At 68.9% G+C, this 19,995-nt stretch carries 23 protein-coding genes and 3 pseudogenes; 10 read left to right on the forward strand and 16 right to left on the reverse strand.

Annotation, left to right across the window (positions count from 1 at the left end; all coding sequences use genetic code 11):
- Both VXC91_RS26960 and VXC91_RS26965 read left to right on the forward strand, forming a co-directional pair.
- Positions 1–412: MerR family DNA-binding protein (locus VXC91_RS26960; RefSeq protein WP_329509932.1), on the forward strand; the 412-nt coding region annotated here is incomplete at its 5' end.
- 175 nt (positions 413–587) lie between these two features.
- Positions 588–1,286 carry a ClpX C4-type zinc finger protein gene (locus tag VXC91_RS26965; protein ID WP_329509933.1) on the forward strand — a complete coding sequence of 233 codons (699 nt, stop codon included), beginning with the start codon at positions 588–590 and terminating at the stop codon, positions 1,284–1,286.
- A 100-nt stretch (positions 1,287–1,386) separates the two neighbouring features.
- Here VXC91_RS26965 and VXC91_RS26970 read toward each other — a convergent pair whose 3' ends face one another.
- Together VXC91_RS26970 and VXC91_RS26975 are read right to left on the reverse strand one after the other, a co-directional pair.
- Positions 1,387–1,962, reverse strand: coding sequence for a permease prefix domain 1-containing protein (locus tag VXC91_RS26970; RefSeq protein ID WP_329509934.1), 576 nt, complete (start codon positions 1,960–1,962; stop codon positions 1,387–1,389).
- Positions 1,944–2,282 carry a PadR family transcriptional regulator gene (locus VXC91_RS26975; protein WP_329509935.1) on the reverse strand — a complete coding sequence of 113 codons (339 nt, stop codon included), beginning with the start codon at positions 2,280–2,282 and terminating at the stop codon, positions 1,944–1,946. Before VXC91_RS26975 ends, VXC91_RS26970 begins: the two co-directional genes overlap by 19 nt.
- Before the next feature lie 94 nt (positions 2,283–2,376).
- Here VXC91_RS26975 and VXC91_RS26980 point away from each other — a divergent pair, with 94 nt between their 5' ends.
- Positions 2,377–2,910, forward strand: coding sequence for a hypothetical protein (locus tag VXC91_RS26980; protein WP_329509936.1), 534 nt, complete (start codon positions 2,377–2,379; stop codon positions 2,908–2,910).
- A gap of 78 nt (positions 2,911–2,988) precedes the next feature.
- Here the strand turns inward: VXC91_RS26980 and VXC91_RS26985 are convergent.
- The 3 genes and pseudogenes from VXC91_RS26985 to VXC91_RS26995 all read right to left on the reverse strand — a co-directional run.
- Positions 2,989–3,191: pseudogene (locus VXC91_RS26985) on the reverse strand (MFS transporter); the annotation flags it as partial.
- 7 nt (positions 3,192–3,198) lie between these two features.
- A pseudogene (locus VXC91_RS26990) lies at positions 3,199–3,658 on the reverse strand (ArsI/CadI family heavy metal resistance metalloenzyme).
- Between the two features lie 34 nt (positions 3,659–3,692).
- Positions 3,693–5,060 carry an FAD-dependent oxidoreductase gene (locus VXC91_RS26995; RefSeq protein ID WP_329509937.1) on the reverse strand — a complete coding sequence of 456 codons (1,368 nt, stop codon included), beginning with the start codon at positions 5,058–5,060 and terminating at the stop codon, positions 3,693–3,695.
- A gap of 397 nt (positions 5,061–5,457) precedes the next feature.
- Here VXC91_RS26995 and VXC91_RS27000 point away from each other — a divergent pair, with 397 nt between their 5' ends.
- Both VXC91_RS27000 and VXC91_RS27005 read left to right on the forward strand, forming a co-directional pair.
- Positions 5,458–5,835 carry an ArsR/SmtB family transcription factor gene (locus VXC91_RS27000; protein WP_329509938.1) on the forward strand — a complete coding sequence of 126 codons (378 nt, stop codon included), beginning with the start codon at positions 5,458–5,460 and terminating at the stop codon, positions 5,833–5,835.
- Between the two features lie 435 nt (positions 5,836–6,270).
- Positions 6,271–6,633: a TIGR02391 family protein gene (locus tag VXC91_RS27005; protein ID WP_329509939.1), complete on the forward strand. Its 363-nt coding sequence runs from the start codon at positions 6,271–6,273 to the stop codon at positions 6,631–6,633.
- 11 nt (positions 6,634–6,644) lie between these two features.
- Here the strand turns inward: VXC91_RS27005 and VXC91_RS27010 are convergent, their stop codons facing one another.
- From VXC91_RS27010 to VXC91_RS27020, 3 genes are read right to left on the reverse strand one after another with little or no spacing between them, the layout of a single operon-like run.
- A complete protein-coding gene (locus VXC91_RS27010) occupies positions 6,645–7,700 on the reverse strand; it encodes an ArsO family NAD(P)H-dependent flavin-containing monooxygenase (protein ID WP_329509940.1) in 1,056 nt (351 codons plus the stop codon).
- Positions 7,697–8,476, reverse strand: coding sequence for an MIP/aquaporin family protein (locus VXC91_RS27015; protein ID WP_329509941.1), 780 nt, complete (start codon positions 8,474–8,476; stop codon positions 7,697–7,699). The genes VXC91_RS27010 and VXC91_RS27015 overlap by 4 nt, the downstream gene beginning before the upstream one ends.
- 35 nt (positions 8,477–8,511) lie before the next feature.
- Complete coding sequence (locus tag VXC91_RS27020) at positions 8,512–8,826, reverse strand: ArsR/SmtB family transcription factor (protein ID WP_329509942.1); 315 nt, start codon at positions 8,824–8,826, stop codon at positions 8,512–8,514.
- A 101-nt stretch (positions 8,827–8,927) separates the two neighbouring features.
- Here VXC91_RS27020 and VXC91_RS27025 point away from each other — a divergent pair, with 101 nt between their 5' ends.
- From VXC91_RS27025 to VXC91_RS27045, 5 genes and pseudogenes are all read left to right on the forward strand, one after another.
- Entirely contained in the window at positions 8,928–9,563 is a 636-nt protein-coding gene (locus VXC91_RS27025) for an arsenate reductase ArsC (protein ID WP_329509943.1), read from the forward strand.
- Between the two features lie 49 nt (positions 9,564–9,612).
- On the forward strand, positions 9,613–10,032 hold the full coding sequence (locus tag VXC91_RS27030) for an arsenate reductase ArsC (RefSeq protein ID WP_329509944.1): 420 nt from the start codon (positions 9,613–9,615) through the stop codon (positions 10,030–10,032).
- Positions 10,013–10,719, forward strand: a pseudogene (locus tag VXC91_RS27035) (NAD(P)/FAD-dependent oxidoreductase). The gene VXC91_RS27030 and the pseudogene VXC91_RS27035 overlap by 20 nt, the downstream one beginning before the upstream one ends.
- A 30-nt stretch (positions 10,720–10,749) precedes the next feature.
- Positions 10,750–11,073, forward strand: a complete 324-nt coding sequence (gene trxA / locus VXC91_RS27040) for a thioredoxin (RefSeq protein WP_329509945.1) — start codon at positions 10,750–10,752, stop codon at positions 11,071–11,073.
- A gap of 62 nt (positions 11,074–11,135) precedes the next feature.
- On the forward strand, positions 11,136–12,569 hold the full coding sequence (locus tag VXC91_RS27045; RefSeq protein ID WP_329509946.1) for an FAD-dependent oxidoreductase: 1,434 nt from the start codon (positions 11,136–11,138) through the stop codon (positions 12,567–12,569).
- 220 nt (positions 12,570–12,789) lie between these two features.
- Here the strand turns inward: VXC91_RS27045 and VXC91_RS27050 are convergent, their stop codons facing one another.
- From VXC91_RS27050 to VXC91_RS27085, 8 genes are all read right to left on the reverse strand, one after another.
- Positions 12,790–13,143, reverse strand: coding sequence for a hypothetical protein (locus VXC91_RS27050; protein ID WP_329509947.1), 354 nt, complete (start codon positions 13,141–13,143; stop codon positions 12,790–12,792).
- 71 nt (positions 13,144–13,214) lie between these two features.
- Positions 13,215–13,550 (reverse strand): putative quinol monooxygenase, encoded by a 336-nt coding sequence (locus tag VXC91_RS27055; RefSeq protein WP_329509948.1) that lies wholly within the window; start codon positions 13,548–13,550, stop codon positions 13,215–13,217.
- 27 nt (positions 13,551–13,577) lie between these two features.
- A complete protein-coding gene (locus tag VXC91_RS27060) occupies positions 13,578–13,820 on the reverse strand; it encodes a hypothetical protein (RefSeq protein WP_329509949.1) in 243 nt (80 codons plus the stop codon).
- A gap of 89 nt (positions 13,821–13,909) precedes the next feature.
- Positions 13,910–15,154, reverse strand: coding sequence for an Nramp family divalent metal transporter (locus tag VXC91_RS27065; protein ID WP_329509950.1), 1,245 nt, complete (start codon positions 15,152–15,154; stop codon positions 13,910–13,912).
- Between the two features lie 213 nt (positions 15,155–15,367).
- Complete coding sequence (gene groL / locus VXC91_RS27070) at positions 15,368–17,017, reverse strand: chaperonin GroEL (RefSeq protein ID WP_329509951.1); 1,650 nt, start codon at positions 17,015–17,017, stop codon at positions 15,368–15,370.
- Positions 17,018–17,128: 111 nt separating this feature from the next.
- On the reverse strand, positions 17,129–18,154 hold the full coding sequence (locus tag VXC91_RS27075) for an NAD(P)-dependent alcohol dehydrogenase (RefSeq protein ID WP_329509952.1): 1,026 nt from the start codon (positions 18,152–18,154) through the stop codon (positions 17,129–17,131).
- Positions 18,151–18,882: an iron-sulfur cluster assembly protein gene (locus tag VXC91_RS27080; RefSeq protein ID WP_329509953.1), complete on the reverse strand. Its 732-nt coding sequence runs from the start codon at positions 18,880–18,882 to the stop codon at positions 18,151–18,153. Before VXC91_RS27080 ends, VXC91_RS27075 begins: the two co-directional genes overlap by 4 nt.
- Complete coding sequence (locus VXC91_RS27085) at positions 18,879–19,883, reverse strand: amidohydrolase family protein (protein ID WP_329509954.1); 1,005 nt, start codon at positions 19,881–19,883, stop codon at positions 18,879–18,881. Before VXC91_RS27085 ends, VXC91_RS27080 begins: the two co-directional genes overlap by 4 nt.
- Between the last annotated feature and the right edge of the window lie 112 nt (positions 19,884–19,995).

Here is a 19,995-nt window from a genome sequence, read left to right on the forward strand (position 1 = left end):
GATCCGCTTCTACAAGCAGACCGGGTTGCTGCCCGAGCCCCCGCGCACACCGAGCGGATACCGCGACTACCCGCTGCAGATGACTCACCGGCTCGCCTTCATCCGCGACGCCCAGTCGGCCGGGCTCACCCTCGCCGAGATCCGCTCCGTCCTGGCCCTGCGCGATTCCGGCGAGCCGCCGTGCACGCACGTCACCGATCTCATCGAGCAGCATCTCGCGGACATCGAGCTCTGCATGGCCGAACTGCGCAAGACCTGTACAGCCCTGCGCGGCCTGGCCGAGCGCGCCGCCGTGACCGATCCGAGCACCTGGCACACAGGCGGACATCTGCCGCATCATCGCCGCCCTCGCACCCGAGTGACAACAAGGGATTGTCAGCTGCTGGCTGACAACCTAAGGTTGTCGGCATGAGCCCAGAGCCCACCGTGGACCAGCTCATCCAGGCGGCCCACCCCACGCAGCAAGCGACGATCCCCTCGACCTGCTCGACGCCGTCCTCACCGTCACCCGCGACCTCTCCGGCCGGGCCGACGCGGCCGTCGACCAGGTCGTCAGGCAGGTCCGCGACGCCGGCTACTCCTGGACCGTGATCGGCGAACGCCTCGGGGTATCCCGCCAAGCCGCCCGCCAGCGGTATGCGGAACGCGTCGAGCAGACGCCCCCAACGGTCGGCCTCATCCGCGGCCGGGACCTGGACAGCGCCCTCACCGCCGCGCTTGAAGCCGCGCAAGCCGAAGGGCTCGCCGAGGCAGGCGCAGAGCACCTGCTGCGCGGCCTGCTCATCGACGGCGTGGCCGCCGCCACCCGCGACAAGGTCCGCGAAGTGAGCCGCCGCCTGTTCGACTACCCCGACGCGTTGGCCTCGCCGCCGCACGCCGTGTTCTCCCCCGAAGCCCAGGCGGCCCTGGCCGCCGCCGAACAGCTGGCCACCGAACGCACCCCGACCTGCGCCCCGGTGGTCACCACCACACCCCAGCTGCTGGCCGTCATCGCCACCAATCCCGGCTCCCGTGGCCGCCGCGTCCTGAACGACCTCGGCATCGACGTCGCGGACATCAAGCGCCTGCTGCACTGCTACATCAACATCCCGCGCACCGCCTTCGGCCGCCGCACCCGCCGCGGACGCCCCGGCAAGAAGCAGCCCGACCGCTGCTCCTTCTGCGGACACGCCCGCAGCGAAACCCGCCGCCTGGTGGCCGGCCCCGACGTGTGGATCTGCGCCGACTGCGTCGCCCGATGCGGCGAAATCCTCGCCCACCCGACCGCCGCCGCCCGACAGCTGTAGAGGCTACGGATCAGAAGATCCGTGACACCCACACCGGAACGAACAGGCCGCAAGCTGGCCGTGTGCTCCAATCCTGCCGATGCCCACCCCTGTCGGCAGGTCAGCCAGCGGTGGTCAGACGGGGAATCACACGCATGGCGAGCGTGATTCGGAGGGCGCTGGCCGTGGCTGCGCACAGTACAAAGCCCGTGAACGGCAGCGCGAGCACCGCAAGGGTGATCAGGGCCACGGTGTCGACGATGACGAGACCGGCGCTCGCGGCGAACGCGGCTGCGCGGATGCGCCGGTAAGGGCCCCGCAACGCCACCACAAGCAGGACAACAACAGCGAACAGGGCGGTGGGGGCGGCTACGCGCACAACAGCCAGCACGAGTGGGGGCCATGGCTGTGTGGTGAGAAGCGCGGCAGCCCAGCATGCACCGACCAGAGGACCGGTAAAGAGCAGAGTCCGCGCGATGCGGCGCCCTGGTGCCGTCTCCGCGAAGTCGGCGACGATCAGATTGGGCGAGCCGAAGTCGGCGATGGCCGCACGGGCAGCGGCATCGGGGGTGAGCCCTTGATCGCGGTAGTGCTCGTACGTCTCGACAAGGCCGTCGGCGAGCTCGCTGACTACATCTGCAGGCAGTCGGTGGTGCAGGGAGCCGAGATAGGCGTCGATCAGGTGGTGCGTGGACATGCTCGGCCTTCCAGCAACGCCGTGACCACGGCGGAGAACTCCTGCCAGCCTGAGCGCTCGCCAGTGAGCGCGGTCCGCCCAGCCGGGGTCAACTCATAGGTGCGACGGGGTCGTGCACCGGTGGTGTCCCACGCACCACTGATGAGCCCGGCCTGCTCCAGGCGCCGCAGCGCTGGGTAGACGGTGCCGGTGGGCAGGTCGATGCGACCCGCGGACCCTTCGCGCAGGGCCTCCCTGACCGCGTAGCCATGGCGTGGCCCGTTCTCGAACGTGGCCAGCAGCAGGGCGTCCAGATGGCCTTTCAGCAGTTCTGCCCTCATAGGTAGCGAGACTACTGCTCCAGGACTTCCTTCACCACCGAACGAAGCCGTAGCGTGGTCATATAGGTAGTAACGCTACTCATTGGTGGTGGGCATGGACCTGTTCGGCATCCACATACCGGAGACCTCGCCGGTCTTCCTCTCTTTCCTGACCGTGCACGTCCTGGCCGGCCTCACAGCTGTGGTCGTCGGCGCGGGCGCGGCCGTGGTGCGGCGCAAGGGCCGCGGGCTGCACACCAGGTTCGGGGCAATGTACTTTGGGGCGATTTGCATCGTGTTCGCTACCGCCACAGCGATGACCGCGATGCGCCTGCGCGAGGACTACCACCTGTTCCTGATCGGAGCAGTCGCGTTTACGGCGGCACTGACCGGCCGGACGGCCAGGCGGCGGCACTGGTCCGGCGACACGGCGCACATCGTCGGCATGGGCGGCTCGTATGTTGCGATGCTGACCGCTTTCTACGTCGACAATGGCTCACAACTACCCCTCTGGGACCGCTTGCCGACCTTGGCGTACTGGATCCTGCCCGCCGCAGTGGGCGCCCCGCTGACCTGGCGAGCCGTCCGCCGCGTCAATAGGGCGCAGGAGCCCCCGATAGCCTCTGACGGTGGCCCACAGGCCGCGTGAGGACCGACCAGGCGTTCGAAGGTTTTCACTGGTGGGTCAGCTGGCGATGGCCAGCACGGCGGCGACGCCCAAGACTCAGCCGGTGGTCATGACGGCGTGTGGGCCGAGCCGGTCCAGGATGCGACCGAGAGGGATGCCGGTGGCGCGGTGATCTGGGGGTTCAGGACGCGGAAGGCGTACCAGCCAGTGACCTGTGTGACGGACAGGGCGGGCAGTACGGCGCGAGGCCGTGACCGGTCGCCGGTTCCGGTCGCGTCCTCGCTGGTGTGGAGGTTGGCCATCGGCGGATCAGCAACAGCCGCCCGCGGCCGCCGGTTCCTTGACGCCGGCGTCGGCCTGGCTGGTACAGCAGGTGCTGCCCCCCCTGCTTGGCGAGGGTGTCGGCGTCGGCCTTGACCACCTAGACCTCCCAGGGTTCCTGGCCAGGACCGTGGACCCAGACCCTGTCCTGGAGGGCGTAGCAGCAGGCGGTGTCGTTCTCGACATCGGTCGACAGACCGGCCTGGCTGAGACGGGTGGAAGCGGCGTGGACGGCCTGGGTTGTCTCGACCTCGATGCCCAAGTGGTCCATGCGGGTTGCCTCGCCTGCGGTCCCTTCGATCAGGACGAGCTTGAGTGGGGGCTCGGCGATAGCGAAGTTGGCGTAGCCGTCGCGGATGTTGGCGGGCTCGGTGCCGAACAGCTTGCTGTAGAAGGCGATGGACGCGCCGAGGTCGGGGACACGCAGGGCGAGCTGTACACGGGACATGACGGGCCTCCTGCGGGAAAGGGTGGGGTAGTGGTCAGCAACCGCCGGATGAGGCCGGGGCGCCGATGCCGATCTGCAAGGTGGATGGGGCGGCGCAGCAACCGCCGCCTGTGCTGTCCTGCGCGGCGTCGGGGTCGTCGAACAGGCCCGCGCCACCACACACGCCGGATTCCGGCAGGGTCAGCTCAACGCGTTCGGCGGCCTCGCGGTCCCCGGCGATCGCCGCGGTGATGGAACGGACCTGCTCGTAGCCGGTCATGGCGAGGAACGTCGGCGCGCGACCGTAGGACTTCATGCCGACCAGGTACATGTCCTGCTCCGGGTGGGACAGCTCGTTCACGCCGTGCGGGTACACCGTCCCGCAGGAATGCACGTTCGGGTCGATGAGCGGGGCCAGCGCGGTCGGGGCCTGGAGACGCTCGTCCAGGTCGAGGCGGACCTCAGAGAGGAAGGAGAGGTCCGGGCGGAAGCCCGTCAGAACGATGATCTCGTCGACGGGTTCAAGCCGGCGCCCGTCCTCAGCGACAAGGACCAGGCGGCCGTCGGTGCCGCGCTCGACGGCCTCGGTACGAAAGCCGGTGGCTGTGCTGGCGTATCCGTTCTCCACCGCGGCCTTGGCGCGCAGGCCCAGGGCGCCGCGGGCCGGAAGCTGGTCGGCCTCGCCGCCGCCGTAGGTGTCCGTGCCGATGCTCCGGCGCAGGATCCACACCGCGTGCGTGCCGTCCTCCTCCTTGGCCAGTTCGGCGAGGTAGGCCAGCGCGGTGAAGGCGGAGGCGCCGGAACCGACGACCGCGGTGCGCTTGCCGGTATACCGGGCACGCACGGCCGGATGCTTAAGGTCCGGGACGCGATAGGAGATCCGGTCGGCCGACGCCTTCTCACCGAGGGCAGGCAGACCGTTCGCACCCATCGGGCTGGGCACGCTCCATGTACCTGAAGCGTCGATGACGGCGCGGGCGGCGATCCGCTCCTCGCGGCCGTCAGACAGTTGGACGTGCACCGTGAAGGGCTGCTCGTCCCGGCCGGAGTCGACGATGCGGTCACGGCCTGCGCGGGCGACGCCGGTCACCGCGATGCCGTAACGGACCTTGTCGCCCAGGACGTCGGCGAGCGGCTGAAGGTAGTCATCGGCCCAGTCGCCGCCGGTCGGGTACGTCATCCCGTCGGGGCGCACCCAGCCGGTCGGGGACAGCAGCTTCTCGGCGGCCGGGTCGGTGACCTCGGCCCAGGGCGAGAACAGCCGCACGTGCGCCCAGTCGCGTACGGCGGTGCCAGCGGTCGGACCAGCCTCCAGGACCAGCGGGTCAATGCCGCGTTCGATGAGGTGGGCAGCGGCGGCCAGGCCGATGGGGCCGGCTCCGATGACCACGACGGGCAGCTGGCCGGTGGTGGGCGCGCTCACGAGATTCCCTTTGCTTCGACATTCGTCGATATCTTCCGCGGTCAGCATGGCACCTGATTCGACAAACGTCAACATAGACATATGTCGAATCTGGGTGATCGGAGTGCACCGACGCGGCGGTGATCGGGGGCGGTCAGTCAGGCCTGGCCGCGGCGTTCGCATCACCCGAGTAGGGAGCTGGAGCCGGTCGTCCTGAATGAGTACCTCGTGCACGACCATCAGGTGGGCGTCTCCTGCTCACGGACTCCGGCCGGCCCATGCGGGCGCCGCACCTCCTGCCCTTTGCGAGGTGTGGGCCAGGACGCGGCTCCAGTCGGCTGCCGTCGCGCTACCTGGTCGGGACCAGGCTTCTCCCAGCCCCTCGCCGTACTGATTTGATGTGTGTGAACATAGACGCATGTCGAATACGAAGGTGCTGCCGCTGCTGGAGCCTGCGGCTCCCGAGTCCGTAGCGCCGTGCTGCCCGCCTCTGAACGAGCGGCCGCTGACCGCCGGGGAGGCCGAGCGGACCGCCCGTATGTTCAAGGCACTGGGCGACCCGGTGCGCCTGCGGCTGTTCTCGCTGGTCGCATCACATGAGGGCGGCGAGGCGTGCGTGTGCGACATCTCGGACGTCGGTGTCTCCCAGCCGACGGTCTCCCACCACCTGAAGAAGCTCAAGGAGGCCGGGCTGCTGACCTCCGAGCGGCGCGGCACGTGGGTGTACTACCGGGTGGAGCCGTCGGTGCTGACGGCGATGGGCCAGCTGCTGGCCATAGTGCCCGCTGCGGCCTGACGGTCGGCCCCATGACGGCGGCCGGGCATTGTCAGCGGCGTGCGTCACAATAGCCGCATGGGTATCGATATCCCTGGGCCCGCACTGAGTTGGCCCAGTTCCTTTTGCTGACTGAGCTGTACCGCCCTGAGGACCCTCCAGGTGTCCTCACCATCAGCTCCAGGCTCTCCACCCGTGGTGCCCAGGCCGATGTCGTGGCCAGTGCCCACGTGGTGGAGAAGATCCTCGACCGTGTCCTGCCGCGGTGGCGCACCGAAGTGTCTTCCGACAGGAACAAGACCGTGAACCGCTGGTGCCAGCACCACGAGGCGGCTCAGCGAGCGGACGCAGCCCTGCAACGGGACGCCGAGATTAGTGCCCGCCTCGGTGACGATGCCCCTCAGCTGAGCGCGGGGTCCATGCACCCCCATGGGTCTGGGAGGGGGCCAAAGCCCTGTGGGGGAGCGGACATTTCCGCGAGGCAGTTACCGCAGCAGCCCGCAAGGTCAACGCCGAGACAGAACAGAGTCGGCCGCCGATCTGAGTGAGACGAAGCTCTTCCAGAGCGCCTTCTCGCAGACGCCGCCGAAGGCTGGTGAACCGCGCCTGCGCCTCATGGACGACGATGGCTGGGACACTTTCCGCAGCATCCACCGGGGCGCCATGGCGTTCGCCGAGGGCTGTTGTGCCGGGATACGCAACTCGAACAGCCACGAAGACGGCCTGCCGGAACTTCCTGAGCACGAGGCGCTGGAACAGCCGGCCGCGTTCAGCGTGCTCGCACGCTGGGTTGACACCGCGAGCGTAGAGACCGCCTAGGGGCGGGCGGATCAGCCAAGAAGCGCGGCAATTCCCCTTGCCGCCTCCCTCGCCGGTCGTCCCACGCCGATGAGGGTGGCGGAGGCGGGTCCGGTCCAGTCGCCGTAGCCGAGCAGGTGCACGCGGGGCTCGTCCATAGCCTGTGTGCCGATGGTGGCGATGTGGCCTCGCCGGCCTCGAAGTTTGAGCGGTGCGAGATGAGAGAGGGCGGGACGGAAGCCGGTGCACCAGACGATGGCATCGGCTTCCATGCGGGTGCCGTCGGACCATTCGACACCGTCGGGGACGAGCCGGGCGAACATGGGGGCGGCTTTGAGCAGGCCGTGGTCGCGCGCCGCGCGGACGGGCGGAACGGCGACGATGTCACCGAGCGAGGCGACGCCGCCGGTGTCCGTGCGGCCTTCGTCGAGGGCGCGGCGGCGGGCGGTGGCCGTGTCGAAGAGGGCGCGGCCGTCGATGTCGTCTGCCAGGTATCGGGGCGGGCGCTGAGTGACCCAGGTCAGATGCGTGTCGTAGGCCAGGTCGGCGGCGATCTGGGCGCCGGAGTTGCCGCCGCCGACCACGATCACGCGGCGGTCGGCGAAGTCCAGCGAACGGCGGTACTCGACTGTGTGCAGTTGCCGGCCGCCGAAGTCTCCCCGGCCGGGAACGGCGGGTAGGAAGGGCCGCCACCAAGTGCCGGTCGCACTGATGACGGCACGCGCGTGCCAGGTGCCGGAGTCCGTCTCCACGCGGAGGGTTCCCTCGTCGCGGTGCACGCCCAGAACACGCACGGGCCGCTGAAGAGGCAGCTCGTAGCGTTTCTCGTAGTCGCGCAAGTACTCCACCACGTGGGCGGCGTCCGGGTACTCCTCACCGGCCTGCCGCGGCATCAGCCGTCCCGGGAGGGAGGAGTAATTCGCCGGGGAGAAAAGGCGGAGGGAGTCCCAGGCGTGCTGCCAGGCCCCACCGGGTTCGGTCTGAGCGTCGAGGATGACGAAGTCGATGGCCAGGCGGCGCAGGTGGTACCCGGCGGCGAGCCCGGCCTGCCCCCCGCCGATCACCACCACCTGCGTGCTGTGCGTCATGCGGTCGGCTGCGCTTCAGCCTTCCGGCCCGGCATGAAGATGAGCGCCACCAGAGCCAGACCGACCACGGCGCCGACCACCTGCATGCCGATGAACCCGGCGAGCGAGCCCGGCGCGATGCCGGCGAAGGTGTCGGTGAAGGCGCGGCCGATGGTCACGGCCGGGTTGGCGAAGGAGGTGGAGGAGGTGAACCAGTAGGCAGCGCCGATGTAGGAGGCGACGGCCACGGGAGCGAAGCGCAGACGGTCGGTTCGGGCAAGGCCGAAGATCAGCAGGATCAGGCCGCCCGTCGCGACCACCTCGCCGAGCAGCAGATGTCCGGCGGAGCGATCGTGTGTGGACCACTTCACCAAGGGCTCGCCGAACATCGCATCGGCCAGGATCGAGCCGGCTATCGCGCCGATGATCTGAGCCGGGACGTACACGGCGCTCTCTTTCAAGGTGACGCCTGCGCCGCCGCGGCGAGCGGTCCACCACTCGGCCAGGGTGACGACCGGGTTGAAGTGGGCACCGGATACAGGGCCGAGAAGTGTGATCAGGACGCCGAGACCGAAGACGGTGGCCAGGGAGTTGGCCAGCAGCTGCAGGCCGACGTCTCTGGTCAGTTCGGTGGCCTGGATGCCGGAGCCGACCACGACCGCCACCAGGGCCGCGGTGCCGATCAGCTCGGCGGCGGCCCGGGCGACCAGGGGGGCGCTGGGTGGGGTGGCCCCCGGAGCGGGCTGGGATTCAGCGGAGACCACGGACTCCGCGGCGCTCTCGTGGGTGGTGGTCAACGACGACTCCTCGGTGCAGTTGTCTGGCCGGGCGATCAGGGGCAGGACCGCTTGAGGTTGTTCTCGGCGGTGATGCGCGCGGTCTCCGCCAGCTCGGTGAACTGGCCCGCGAGAGAGGCGATGACGTCGGACTTGAGCCGGTAGTAGGTGAACCGTCCGCAGGGCTCGGTCTCGACCACGCCCGCCTCGCGCAGCACCTTCAGGTGGTTGGAGAGGTTGGTCTGCTTCGCGCCGGTCTCCTCGACGAGGTGCGTGGTGCAGAGCGTCTCCTTGGCGAGCAAGGTGATGATCTGGAGCCTGAGTGGGTCGGCCAGAACCCGAATCAGATCAGTGTCGACTGACGTCAGCATGGACTGATACTCTCACATCGGCCGGGGCTGACACCAGTCTGGGCTGATCTTTGGGACCCGCACCCAACAGACGTTGGGCCCATGACCCGAAGGGGGTTCCCATGACTGCGCCTTTGCCCCCTGTTCTACCGGATGAGCGGCTGGCGGCCGGCATCGCCCGCCTCGCCCTCCGCTTTCGAGGTCACTTCTCGCCCGAGACCATCCAGGGCGTCGTCACGGACTCCTACGAGCATCTCGCCACGCATGCCCGCGTCCGCGCCCATCTGGTGGTGCTGGCCGAGCACCTGGCCACCGAGCGTCTGGACGCACTGGCGCACATCCAGGGGGCGTCCGGCAGCGGTCAGCCCCGGGTGCTGTTCGTGTGCAGCCACAACGCCGGCCGCTCGCAGATGGCCGCCGCTCTCCTCTCCTACCGCGCCGGCGACCGCGTGGCCGTCACCTCCGCGGGTACGCACCCGGCCGCCGAGGTCGAACCGGTCGTCGCGCAGGTACTGGCCGAGGCCGGTGTGGACGCCACCGACGCGTTCCCCAAGCCGCTGACCGACGAGGTCGTCCAGGCCGCCGACATCGTCATCACGATGGGCTGCGGGGACGCCTGCCCGATCGTGCCCGGCCGCCGCTACCTGGACTGGCCCATCGCCGACCCCGAGGGCGCCCCGATCGCCGTCGTCCGCGGCATCCGCGATGAGATCGACGCCCACATCACCGAACTGCTCGCCACCCTGCCGAGCAGCTGAATCCTCCTGCTCCGTACCACCGTTGCATCCCTTCATGAAGGAAGAACCGATGTCCTCCAGCCCGCTCGCCTCCGTGCTGTTCGTCTGCGTCCACAACGCCGGACGCTCGCAGATGGCCGCCGGATTCCTCAATCACCTTGCGGGCGACCGGATCGAGGTCCGCTCCGCCGGGTCCCTGCCCGGCGACCAGGTCAACCCGGCTGCCGTCGAGGCCATGAAGGAGGTCGGCGTCGACATCTCCGACCAGAAGCCCAAGGTCCTGACCACCGAGGCCGTCCAGGCGTCCGACTACGTCATCACCATGGGCTGCGGCGACGCCTGCCCGATCTTCCCGGGCAAGAAGTACCTCGACTGGGACCTGGAGGACCCGGCCGGCAAGGGCGTCGAGGCCGTCCGTCCCATCCGTGACGAGATCCAGAAGCGCATCGAGGCCCTGATCGCCGAGGTCGATGCGAAGCAGGAGGCGTGACCCGGTGGCCGATGGCGGCATACGCGAGGTCATCGTCATCGGCTCCGGCCCCGCCGGATACACCGCCGGCCTCTACACTGCCCGCGCCGAGCTCAAGCCCCTGGTCTTCTGCGGCGCGATCTCCGTCGGCGGGGCGCTCACCACGACGACCGAGGTCGAGAACTTCCCCGGCTTCCCCGAGGGCATCGCCGGCCCGGACCTCATGGTGAAGATGCGCGCCACGTGGAGAAGTTCGGCGCACAGATGGTCGACGACGACATCGTCGAGGTCGACCTGGCAGGGGAGACCAAGACGGTCACGGACTCCTCCGGGACCGTGCACCGGGCGAAGACGGTGATCGTGGCCACCGGGTCCGGTTACCGCAAGCTCGGCCTGCCCAACGAAGAGGAGCTGTCCGGCCGGGGTGTGTCCTGGTGCGCCACCTGTGACGGCTTCTTCTTCCGCGACCGCGACATCCTGGTCGTCGGCGGCGGTGACGGCTACCTCAAGGTTGCCTCCCCCTCCACCCGTACGAACATCCCCGGCGTCTTCGGCGCCGGCGACGTCGTCGATCACACCTACCGGCAGGCCATCACGGCCGCCGCCAGCGGCTGCCAGGCCGCACTGGACGCCGAGCGATACCTCGCCGCCCTGGGTGACACCGGCACCGGACAAGCCGCAGGCGAGCCGGTCGCGGCCACCGTCTGACAGCACCACCAGCAGGAGAACAAGCACCCCATGGCTCTCAAGAACGTCACAGAGGACTCCTTCGAACAGGATGTCCTCAAGAGCGACAAGCCGGTCCTGGTCGATTTCTGGGCCGCTTGGTGCGGCCCGTGCCGCCAGATCGCTCCCTCCCTGGAAGCGATCGCCGCCGAGCACGGCGACAAGATCGAAATCGTCAAGCTGAACATCGACGAGAACCCGGCCATCGCCGCCCGGTACGGCGTGATGTCCATCCCGACGATGAACCTCTACAAGGGCGGCGAGGTCGTGCAGACCCTCGTGGGCGCCAAGCCCAAGGCCGCCCTGGAACGCGAGCTCGCCGACCACCTCGCCTGACGCGACACCGGTGGGGGCACCGCACTGCCCCCACCCCCACTCTTCTCCACGGAGGTATCCCGGTGGCCAGCAAGCGCATCGTCGCCATCGGCGGCAGCGACGCAGGCATCAGCGCGGCCCTGCGCGCCCGCGAGTTGGATCCCGACAGCGAGGTCACCGTCGTCGTGGCCGACGCCTACCCCAACTTCTCCATCTGCGGCATCCCGTACTACGTCTCCGGCGAAGTCGGGCACTGGAGCGACCTCGCCCACCGCACCCTGGCCGACCTCAAAGCCACCGGCATGCAGGTGCGCACCGACAGCCTCGCCACCGGCATCGACGTGACCGGCAAGCGGCTCACCGTGCGTGACGCGGACGGCCGCAATGAGGAACTGCCCTACGACGCGCTGATCGTGGGCACTGGGGCGGTCAGCGCACGACCGCCCATCGAAGGGCTGACCGGTCCTGACGCACTCGGACCGAAGGACGGCGTCCACCTGCTGCACAGCATGGGCGACACCTTCGCGGTCATGGACACCCTCGCCACCCGCCATCCCAAGTCGGCCGTCGTCATCGGCGCCGGCTACATCGGCCTGGAGATGGCCGAGGCCCTGACCACCCGCGGCCTCGCCGTCACCCAGATCGAGGCCCTGCCCGAGGTACTGCCCACGGTCGATGCGGAACTCGGCGCCCTCGTCCGAGCAGAGCTCACCGCTCACGGCGTCGAGGTCATCACCGGCACCCAGGTCTCCGCAGTCACCCGCGACCCCTCCAGCGACACCCTCCATGTCCGAGCCACCGGGCCGGGCGGCAGAACCTTCACCTGTGACGTCGACCTAGTCCTGGTCGTCGTCGGCGTACGCCCCGACACGGCGCTCGCGGCCAGCGCCGGAGCCCGGCTCGGCGTCAACGGCGCGATCGACGTTGACGAGTACATGCGCACCTCGCTACCCGACGTGTACGCCGCAGGGGACTGCGCCGTCACCCACCACCGGCTGCTCGGAAAGACCTGGCTGCCGCTGGGCACCACAGCCCACAAGCAGGGCCGGATCGCCGGGGAAAACGCACTCGGCGGCTACCGCTGGTTCCAGGGGAGCCTCGGCACCCAGGTCGTCAAAGTGTTTGATCTCGTAGCTGCCCGCACCGGGCTCCGTGGCCACGAAGCACAAGCTGCCGATCGGGGCTGGACGCCGGCGACCACCACCAGCCGCCCCGACGACCACAAGGCGTACTACCCCGGAGCAACTCCGATCACGATCCGCGTCACCGGCGACACCAACACCGGACTCCTCCTCGGTGCCCAGCTCGTCGGACGACTCAGCGCGGAGATCTCCAAGAGAGTCGACACGTACGCGGCCGCCCTATTCCACGCCATGGCCGTCGACGACATCAGCGACCTAGACCTCTCCTACACGCCACCGTTCGGTTCGCCCTGGGATGCAGTCCAGACCGCCGCGCAGGCATGGGTGAACGAGCATCAGCTCGACGCCCAGCGACGGATGCTGGGCGCTGCCTGAGGACGGGCAAGGCCTGCGGACAGCGCGAGCAATCACGGACCGAAGCCCTGAGCGTGCACTGGCCTTCACGGACGAGGAACAGCGGGATCAGAGACGCAACGGTCGAACCGGTCCACCACGACCGAGCGATTCGTTCGCCGACAGTCCAGTGAGCACCGTCGCAGCCCGGAAGACACCGCAGCGGACCCCAGTTTGGAGCGGCAGCAGTCATGGCCTTGCGTCAGAGGCAACGACTGCTAGGGATGATGACCTGGAGCCGCACCAGATCGTCGATGTAAGGGCTCGGGCGTAGGGCCGGGCCGTACGCCCACTCCATGACGTCCATCCGCCAAGGCGCGTGGCGATGATCGACCATCCGGAGGTCGGCGATGCTCTCGGCGATGCGTGTTGTCGAGCGGCCATAGCTGAGCATGTGTGCAGCCACGCAGACAGCTGCGGCGACCCGCAGCGGATCGGACCATAGCCGCTTCTCCTGACGCGGGCGCGGAGCACGACCACCGCGAAGCGCGCACAGGAGAACCGCATCCGGCCGGTCACCGCTGCGGTTGATCCGGTGCCGGTCCGGTGCGGACACGATCGGGGATCTGAACTGGTTGATCGCTGCGGTTCAGGCATGAACGGCTCCGGACCGATCGCAGCCAGCGGCTACTGCCCGCTGCCACTGGGGGTGAGTTCGGCCATCTGCGACCAGCCGGTCCCGGCCACTTGGACGTGGATGATGTCGGGTTTCTTGGCGATCACCTCGGGCATCCAGGCCATGGCGGTCTTGAAGTGGCCGGAATTCACGTGCACCGCGCCCGCCTTGGGCGACTCGAATGCCTCGATGAGGACGAACTGGTTGGGCCGGTGAACGCTCCGGGACCATTCGAAGAAGATGTTGCCCGGCTCTTGCCTGGTCGCCCGGGTGAAGTCGTCGACCAGGTTGAGCCACTCCTCGGATCGGTCCGGGCGGACAGTGAACTTGACCGCGATGAAGATCATGTCAATCTCCTTCGAATCTCTCTGCGTTCAGGTGGCCGCGAGCTCGGCCAGGCCGAGCAAAGTCAGCCCGAGCACGGCGAAGGCCAGGCTCAACCGGAGCACACGGGTCGCGTGGGTGGCCCACCAACGCACGCGGGGCATGGCCGAGGCCGGGATCAGATCCCAGTCCACGCGGCGCAAGGCGGCTTTGTAGATCACCATGGCCACGGTGCCCCATGCGCCGGCCATGGCCAGGGTGCCCGCGATCGCCCGGAGCGTGGTCACGTCCATTGCGGTCTCCTTTTCGGGGCGGAGTCCGGGCTCGTGGTTGCGAGCAGCGCGGCGCTCGAGCACCACTCCCCGGTCGGTCGGCGGTCTGATCAGGTCGCGGCGGTCACGGTGAGATAGATCAACACGAGGTTGAGCGCGATGACGGTGATGGTCACGAGCGTGGCAGCCACTGTCACCAGACGCCGGTTTGCGTAAGGCCCCATGACGCTGCGGCGGGAGGTCAGTACAGCCAGCGGTACGAGGGCGAACGGGATCCCGAAGGAGAGCACGACCTGGGAGATGACCAGTGCCTGCGTCGGATCGGCCCCCAGAGCAAGCATCACGACGGCCGGGATCAGCGTGATGACCCGGCGGATCACCAGGGAGATCCGCCGGCGCAGCAAGCCTCCCATGATGACTGCACCGGCGTAGCACCCGACCGCGGTGGAGGCGAATCCCGACGCCAGGAGGGCGACGGCGAAGAGCACCGCTATCGCGCCGCCGACATGGGTACCGACTGCGGCGTACGCGCCCTCGAGGGAACCACCGGTCTCGCCGCCCTGCAGTGCTGCCGCTGCCAGGAGCAGCATGGCCAGGTTGACGGCACCGGCGACCAGCATGGCCATGCCCACGTCGTACTTGGTCGCGGACAACAGCTTCCGTCGCTGCTCGCCCTCATGCCTTCCGTGCCGGTCCCGGGCCAGTGCCGAGTGCAGATACACGGCGTGGGGCATGACCGTGGCACCGAGTATGCCTGCTGCCAGAAGGACGCTGTCCGGGCCGGCGAACCGGGGGATCAGGCCGTTCACGGCATCCGGTGCCGACGGGGAGGTCACGAAGAGCCCGGCGAAGAACCCCAGGGCGATCACGGCGAGCAGGCCGATGACCACCCGCTCGAAGGGCTGCTGTCCACGTCGGCTCTGCAGGGCGAGCAGCCAGGTCGACACCAAGCCCGTGACCAGCCCTCCGGCGAGCAGCGGCAGATCGAACAGGAGATACAGGGCGATCGCCCCGCCGAGTACCTCGGCCAGGTCGGTGGCCACTGCCACCAACTCGGCCTGCGCCCAGTAGGCCAGCCTGCCGGCTCGGGGCATCCGGTCGCACAGGGCTTCCGGGAGCGACTGCCCGGTCACCAGCCCCAGCTTGGCCGAAAGGTATTGCACCAGACAGGCCATCAGGTTCGCTGCCACGATGACCCACACGAGCAGGTAGCCGTACGTGGCGCCCGCGGTGACATTGGTTGCCACGTTACCGGGGTCCACATAGGCGATCGCGGCGACGAATGCCGGTCCGATCAGGCGGAGCCGCTGCAGACGAGACGGAGCGAAGCCTTGGAGATCTGCCCGTTCAGCCATTTTCTGGCCGGTGGTGTACAAGCTCTTCTCCCTTTGTGTCCTTGTGGCCGGCGGTCGACGTCGGCGACGGCGGGCCCGCACGCGGGTCCGCCGAACTGAGTCGTCCGGCGTGCCGGGAGGCGGCCGCCCCTGCGCCCGGCCGGCGGACGGGCCGTTTTTCGAACCGGTCATGGACGCGGCGGCTGCCTCCCTGGTGCCTGCTTCTCCGGCCCGTCAGTAGATGTTCGACGGCCGGACCATGCCTTCGGCCAGGTCGCCGAAGCCGGGGGCCACGATCGCGCCCGGGTTCTGGACGATCTCCTCGACCACCAGCGTTTCGGTGGTGAGCAGTAGCGCCGCGACGGACGCCGCACTCTGCAGCGCTGAGCGGGTCACCTTCAGCGGGTCGATCACCCCGAGGGCGAACATGTCGCCGTACTCTCCGGTGAGCGCGTTGAACCCGTGTCCCGTGGGCAGTGCGGCGACACGGTCGAGGACCTCCTGGCCTTCGTAACCGGCGTTGATCGAGATCCAGCGCAGCGGTTCGCCGAGTGCACGGCGGACGATGTCCCGTCCGGCGGAGTGGTCCCCGGACAGTTCGAGGCGCTCCAGCACGGTCGCGCACTGGGCCAGCGCCGTTCCGCCGCCGGCGACTATCCCCTCCTCTATGGCCGCCCGGGTTGCGGACAGCGAGTCCTCGACGCGGTGCTGCTTCTCCTTGAGCTCCACGCCGGTGGCCGCGCCGACGTGGATGACGGCGACGCTGCCGGACAGGCGGGCGATGCGCAGTTGGAGGTGGTCCTGGTCATGCTCGTTCTCGGTGCGCTCGAGCTCCCGCTTGATCTGCTCGATACGGGCCGAGACGACCTCCTGTGAACCCGCGCCGCCCACCAGTGTGGTGCTGGACTCCGTCACCGTGATCCTGCGGCAGCGGCCGAGCTGGTCCAGCCGCGCCGCGTCCAGGCTCAGGCCGGCGTCGCCGGTGATGACGCGTCCCCCGGCGAAGGCGGCGAGGTCCTCGAGTTCGGCGATGCGCCGGTGGCCGAAGCCCGGCGCCCGCACCACCACCGACTTGAAGGTGTCGTGCACGTTGTTGGTCACGAGCATGCCCAGGGCCGGGCCATCCACTGTCTCGGCCAGGATCACCAGCGGGCTGCCGCTGCGGGTGACCTGTTCCAGCAGCGGCATCAAGGTCTGGACGGTCGAGATCTTCTCGTTGGTGAGCAGGATGTAGGGGTTCTCGAAGACCGTCTCCATCCGGTCCTTGTCGGTCACCATGTAGGGCGAGACATAGCCGTGGTCGAACTCCACGCCGTCGGCGAAACTCACGTCGAGCCCGAAGGACGGGGACTCCTCCACCGTCACGACCCCGTTGCGGCCGACGCGGGCCATCGCGGTCGCGATCGTCTCGCCGATCTCGGCGTCGTTGTTGGCCGAGAGCGTGGCCACGTGGGCGAGGTCCGCCTGGTCGGTGATCTGCCGGGTGTTCTCCTGCAGTGCGTCGATCACCGCGGCGACCGCATGGTTGATGCCCGCCTTGAGCAGCATCGGGTTCGCACCGGCGTCGACCGCGTGCAGCCCTTCGCGCACGAGGGCCTGGGCGAGCACCGTCGCGGTGGTCGTACCGTCTCCGGCGACGCCGTTGGTCTTGTCGGCGACTTCCTTGACCAGTTGGGCGCCCATGTTGGCGAATGGGTCCCGCAGCTGGATCTCCCGGGCGATGGTGACGCCATCGTTGGTGATGGTGGGCGGGCCGGTCAGCTTCTCGATGACGGCGTTGCGTCCCTTGGGGCCCAGCGTCACCTTGACTGCGTCGGCCAGGGCGTTCACTCCCGCCTCGAGGAGTCGTCGCGCCTCGACGTTGAAGCGCAGGTCCTTTGCCATGTTTCGTAACCGCCTTTCGAACCGGTGGTGTTCGAGCCGGTGATGGGTGTGGTGCTGCGGTTGCCGCGAACGAACGGCCGTGTACTGCGCGGAGAGGGCAGGAGGGCCAGCTCAGGGGACGAGGATGGCCCGGCCGCGGACCTTGCCCTCGTCCAAGTCCTGCAGGGCCTTGGCGAAGTCGGTCAGGGCATAGACGGTGGTGTGCAGGGCGACCTTGTCCTGGGCGGCCAGGACCATCAGTTCGGCCAGGTCGGTGTAGGAGCCGACCAGGTTGCCGATGAAGTTGATCTCGGTGGAGATGATGTCGATCGTGGGCACCGCCAGGACCCCGCCGTACCCGACCACGTGGTAGTCGCCTGCCCGGCGCAGCATGGCCACGCCGTCCTCCAGGGCGCCGCCCTCGCCGACGAAGTCGATGACCGCTTCGGCACCCTGTCCGTCGGTGAGCTCCCGTACGTGCTCCACCTGCGTGCCGTCGGCAACGACGGTGTGCTGGGCGCCGAGGGTTTCGGCGAGTTTGAGGGCCTCCGGCGAGCGGTCGACGACGATCAGTTCGGCGGGGTTCAGCGCGCGCAGGGCCTGGATGCCGATGTGGCCGAGTCCGCCGGCGCCGATGAGCACTGCCTTCTGGCCGGGCGCCAGCCGCCTCGCCGCCTTCTTCACCGCGTGATACGCCGTCAGACCGGCGTCGGCAAGCGCCGCGACGTCCGCCGGGGCGAGCCCGCTCTCGAGCTTGACCACCGCGCGCGCGTTGGTCTTGACCAGTTCGGCGAATCCGCCGTCGGCGTCGATGCCGGGGAAGGCGGAGTTCTCGCAGTGCACGTCGTCGCCGCGGCGGCAGGCGGGGCACAGTCCGCAGGTGACCAGGGGGTGCAGGATCACCGGATCGCCGACGGCCAGGCCCGTCACCGCACTGCCGATCTCGTGCACCCAGCCGGCGTTTTCGTGGCCCTGGATGTACGGCAGCGCAACGTGGGTCTTCTGCGCCCACTGGCCCTCGACGATGTGCAGGTCGGTCCGGCACAGCCCGGCTCCGCCGATGCGGACGATCACATCCAGCGGCCCGGTGATCGTGGGTTCGGGTACCTCCTCGACAATCGGTGTGCGGTGGTACACATGCGTTCGTACGGCTTTCATGCGGTGCCTCCTGCCGTGTTCGGGCCGTAGCGGGTGGCGAGCAGTCCCTCGCACATTTCGGTGTTGGCGGAGATACCAACGGCGATGGTGCGGCATCGCCGCAGGTGGGCCTCCAAGTCGACGGGGAGGAGGGCGCGCCCGTGTTCGTCGGTGAAAAGGGGATCGACGCCGTCGGCCGGCAGGCCGAGAGCCCTACGCCGGCGCACCAGGGTGGTGATCAGCCGGCCGGGCAGGTCCGCCACGCGGGCCTCGGCCATCTGCCGGGCGGTCCATCCCTGGTCGGTCAGGCGCCGTCCCAGGCGTTCCTGCACGGCCAGGTATCCCTTGCGCAGGAAGGTCCGGCGCAGTTCCTCCAGCCGGTCGGGGTCGGCCAGCAGCGGGAACGCCTCGGCGAACTCCTGGCCGCAGGCCACCCCGTGGTTGATCTCGTCGGAGGCGAAGTGGTCCTCCAGGACGACCGTGACCTCGGTGGCCCACGGCAGGGCGGCGAGTGCCCGACGGGCGTCCTCCACCATGAGCCAGGCGAAGTTCGGGGCGCAGAAGTAGGTGGGCAGCCGCAGCCGCGCCTGAACGTGCCCGGCGTCGATGCCGACGCTGCGGACGAAGCCGAGTTCGGTGATGGGGCGGTCGAGCTCGGGGTCCAGCACCGTGGCCAGGGCGGCGGTGACCGCCTCGGATCGGTCGGCCGCCTCGGTGACGGGGATGCTCTCGGTGATGCCCGTGGTCATGCCGGCACCTGCGCGGGGGGCAGCTGGGCGCTCTCCGGCACCTTGATGTCGTACAGGCGGGCGCTGTTCAGACCGAGGATCTTGCGCTTGACGTCGGTGGTGAGGGTGCCGTATTCGGACTGCAGTTCCTCGGGGATCTGGAAGTCGACGAACTTCTCGATGAGCCAGCGCGGGCTCCAGATCGCGTAGTCGCTTCCGAAGGTGATGCGGTCCTCGTCCAGCCAGTACAGGAGTTCACCGAGGACCCGGGCGAAGTACCCCGGCCGGGAGTGGATGAACGGCATGACCACCGACAGGCCGGCGTACACGTTGGGCTCCTGTGTGGCGATCCAGCAGAAGTCCTCGAGCCGCGGCAGGCCGGAGTGCTCGACGATGAAGTTCAGCTCCGGGAAGGCGGTGGCGGCGTGGTCGACGTCGGCGACGTCGAAGGCGTCGCGGTTCAGCGGCCAGATGGTGGGGCCCTTGTGGATGTGGATGTTGCGGATTCCCAGCTCGGCGCACTTGGCGAGGTAGTCCTGCGCGCCCGGGTCGGTGAGCTTCCACCCCTTGGAGTCGCCGCGCCACTCGGCCGTGTAGAGCTTGACGCCGCGCAGCTGCCACTCGGCCGCCAGCCGCTCCAGCTCGGCGAGTCCCGCCCGGCCGTCCCGGGGGTCGAAGGCGCCGTTGACGATCAGCCGTCCGGGGTGCTTGGCGGCCAGCCGGCCGTTGCGCTCGGTGGTGTTGAAGCCGTTGGTGTAGAACTCGCCGAGATAGGTGGGCTGGAAAATGCCCACGTCCACATAGCCGGTCTCGAACAGGTCGTGCATCAGGTCCTGCTCGGAGTACTTGCGGAACTTCTCCAGCGGCCACACCCACTCGGCGGGGCTGAGGTTGCGCTGGTAGTCGTAGAAGCAGCGGATGAAGCCCTCGCCGTACTTGTTGGCGGTGTTCTCCTCGCTGGCGTCCCAGAAGTGGATGTGCCCGTCGACCACGAAGTAGTCCACGCCGTCCTTGGTGTACATGTGTTGCCTCGGCTTCCGTATGAGGTGGTGAGGTCCCGGCCCGGGGAGCACGGCACGTGCGGGGAGGCGCGTCCGACGGGCGCACTCCCCGGACCGGTGCTGCTGCCGATGT

This window comes from Streptomyces chiangmaiensis (assembly GCF_036281785.1).
Classification (GTDB): domain Bacteria; phylum Actinomycetota; class Actinomycetes; order Streptomycetales; family Streptomycetaceae; genus Streptomyces; species Streptomyces chiangmaiensis.

What these genes read in the sequence shown, in the direction of transcription:
- VXC91_RS27030 (WP_329509944.1), top strand. Translation starts at nt 9,613, where the DNA reads ATGTCCTCCAGCCCGCTCGCCTCCGTGCTGTTCGTCTGCGTCCACAAC.
- VXC91_RS27060 (WP_329509949.1), bottom strand. Translation starts at nt 13,820, where the DNA reads ATGGACGTGACCACGCTCCGGGCGATCGCGGGCACCCTGGCCATGGCC.
- VXC91_RS26980 (WP_329509936.1), top strand. Translation starts at nt 2,377, where the DNA reads ATGGACCTGTTCGGCATCCACATACCGGAGACCTCGCCGGTCTTCCTC.
- VXC91_RS27000 (WP_329509938.1), top strand. Translation starts at nt 5,458, where the DNA reads ATGTCGAATACGAAGGTGCTGCCGCTGCTGGAGCCTGCGGCTCCCGAG.
- groL (WP_329509951.1), bottom strand. Translation starts at nt 17,017, where the DNA reads ATGGCAAAGGACCTGCGCTTCAACGTCGAGGCGCGACGACTCCTCGAG.
- VXC91_RS26970 (WP_329509934.1), bottom strand. Translation starts at nt 1,962, where the DNA reads ATGTCCACGCACCACCTGATCGACGCCTATCTCGGCTCCCTGCACCAC.
- VXC91_RS26975 (WP_329509935.1), bottom strand. Translation starts at nt 2,282, where the DNA reads ATGAGGGCAGAACTGCTGAAAGGCCATCTGGACGCCCTGCTGCTGGCC.
- VXC91_RS27025 (WP_329509943.1), top strand. Translation starts at nt 8,928, where the DNA reads ATGACTGCGCCTTTGCCCCCTGTTCTACCGGATGAGCGGCTGGCGGCC.
- VXC91_RS27065 (WP_329509950.1), bottom strand. Translation starts at nt 15,154, where the DNA reads ATGGCTGAACGGGCAGATCTCCAAGGCTTCGCTCCGTCTCGTCTGCAG.
- trxA (WP_329509945.1), top strand. Translation starts at nt 10,750, where the DNA reads ATGGCTCTCAAGAACGTCACAGAGGACTCCTTCGAACAGGATGTCCTC.
- VXC91_RS27080 (WP_329509953.1), bottom strand. Translation starts at nt 18,882, where the DNA reads ATGACCACGGGCATCACCGAGAGCATCCCCGTCACCGAGGCGGCCGAC.
- VXC91_RS27085 (WP_329509954.1), bottom strand. Translation starts at nt 19,883, where the DNA reads ATGTACACCAAGGACGGCGTGGACTACTTCGTGGTCGACGGGCACATC.
- VXC91_RS27020 (WP_329509942.1), bottom strand. Translation starts at nt 8,826, where the DNA reads ATGCTGACGTCAGTCGACACTGATCTGATTCGGGTTCTGGCCGACCCA.
- VXC91_RS27010 (WP_329509940.1), bottom strand. Translation starts at nt 7,700, where the DNA reads ATGACGCACAGCACGCAGGTGGTGGTGATCGGCGGGGGGCAGGCCGGG.
- VXC91_RS27075 (WP_329509952.1), bottom strand. Translation starts at nt 18,154, where the DNA reads ATGAAAGCCGTACGAACGCATGTGTACCACCGCACACCGATTGTCGAG.
- VXC91_RS27055 (WP_329509948.1), bottom strand. Translation starts at nt 13,550, where the DNA reads ATGATCTTCATCGCGGTCAAGTTCACTGTCCGCCCGGACCGATCCGAG.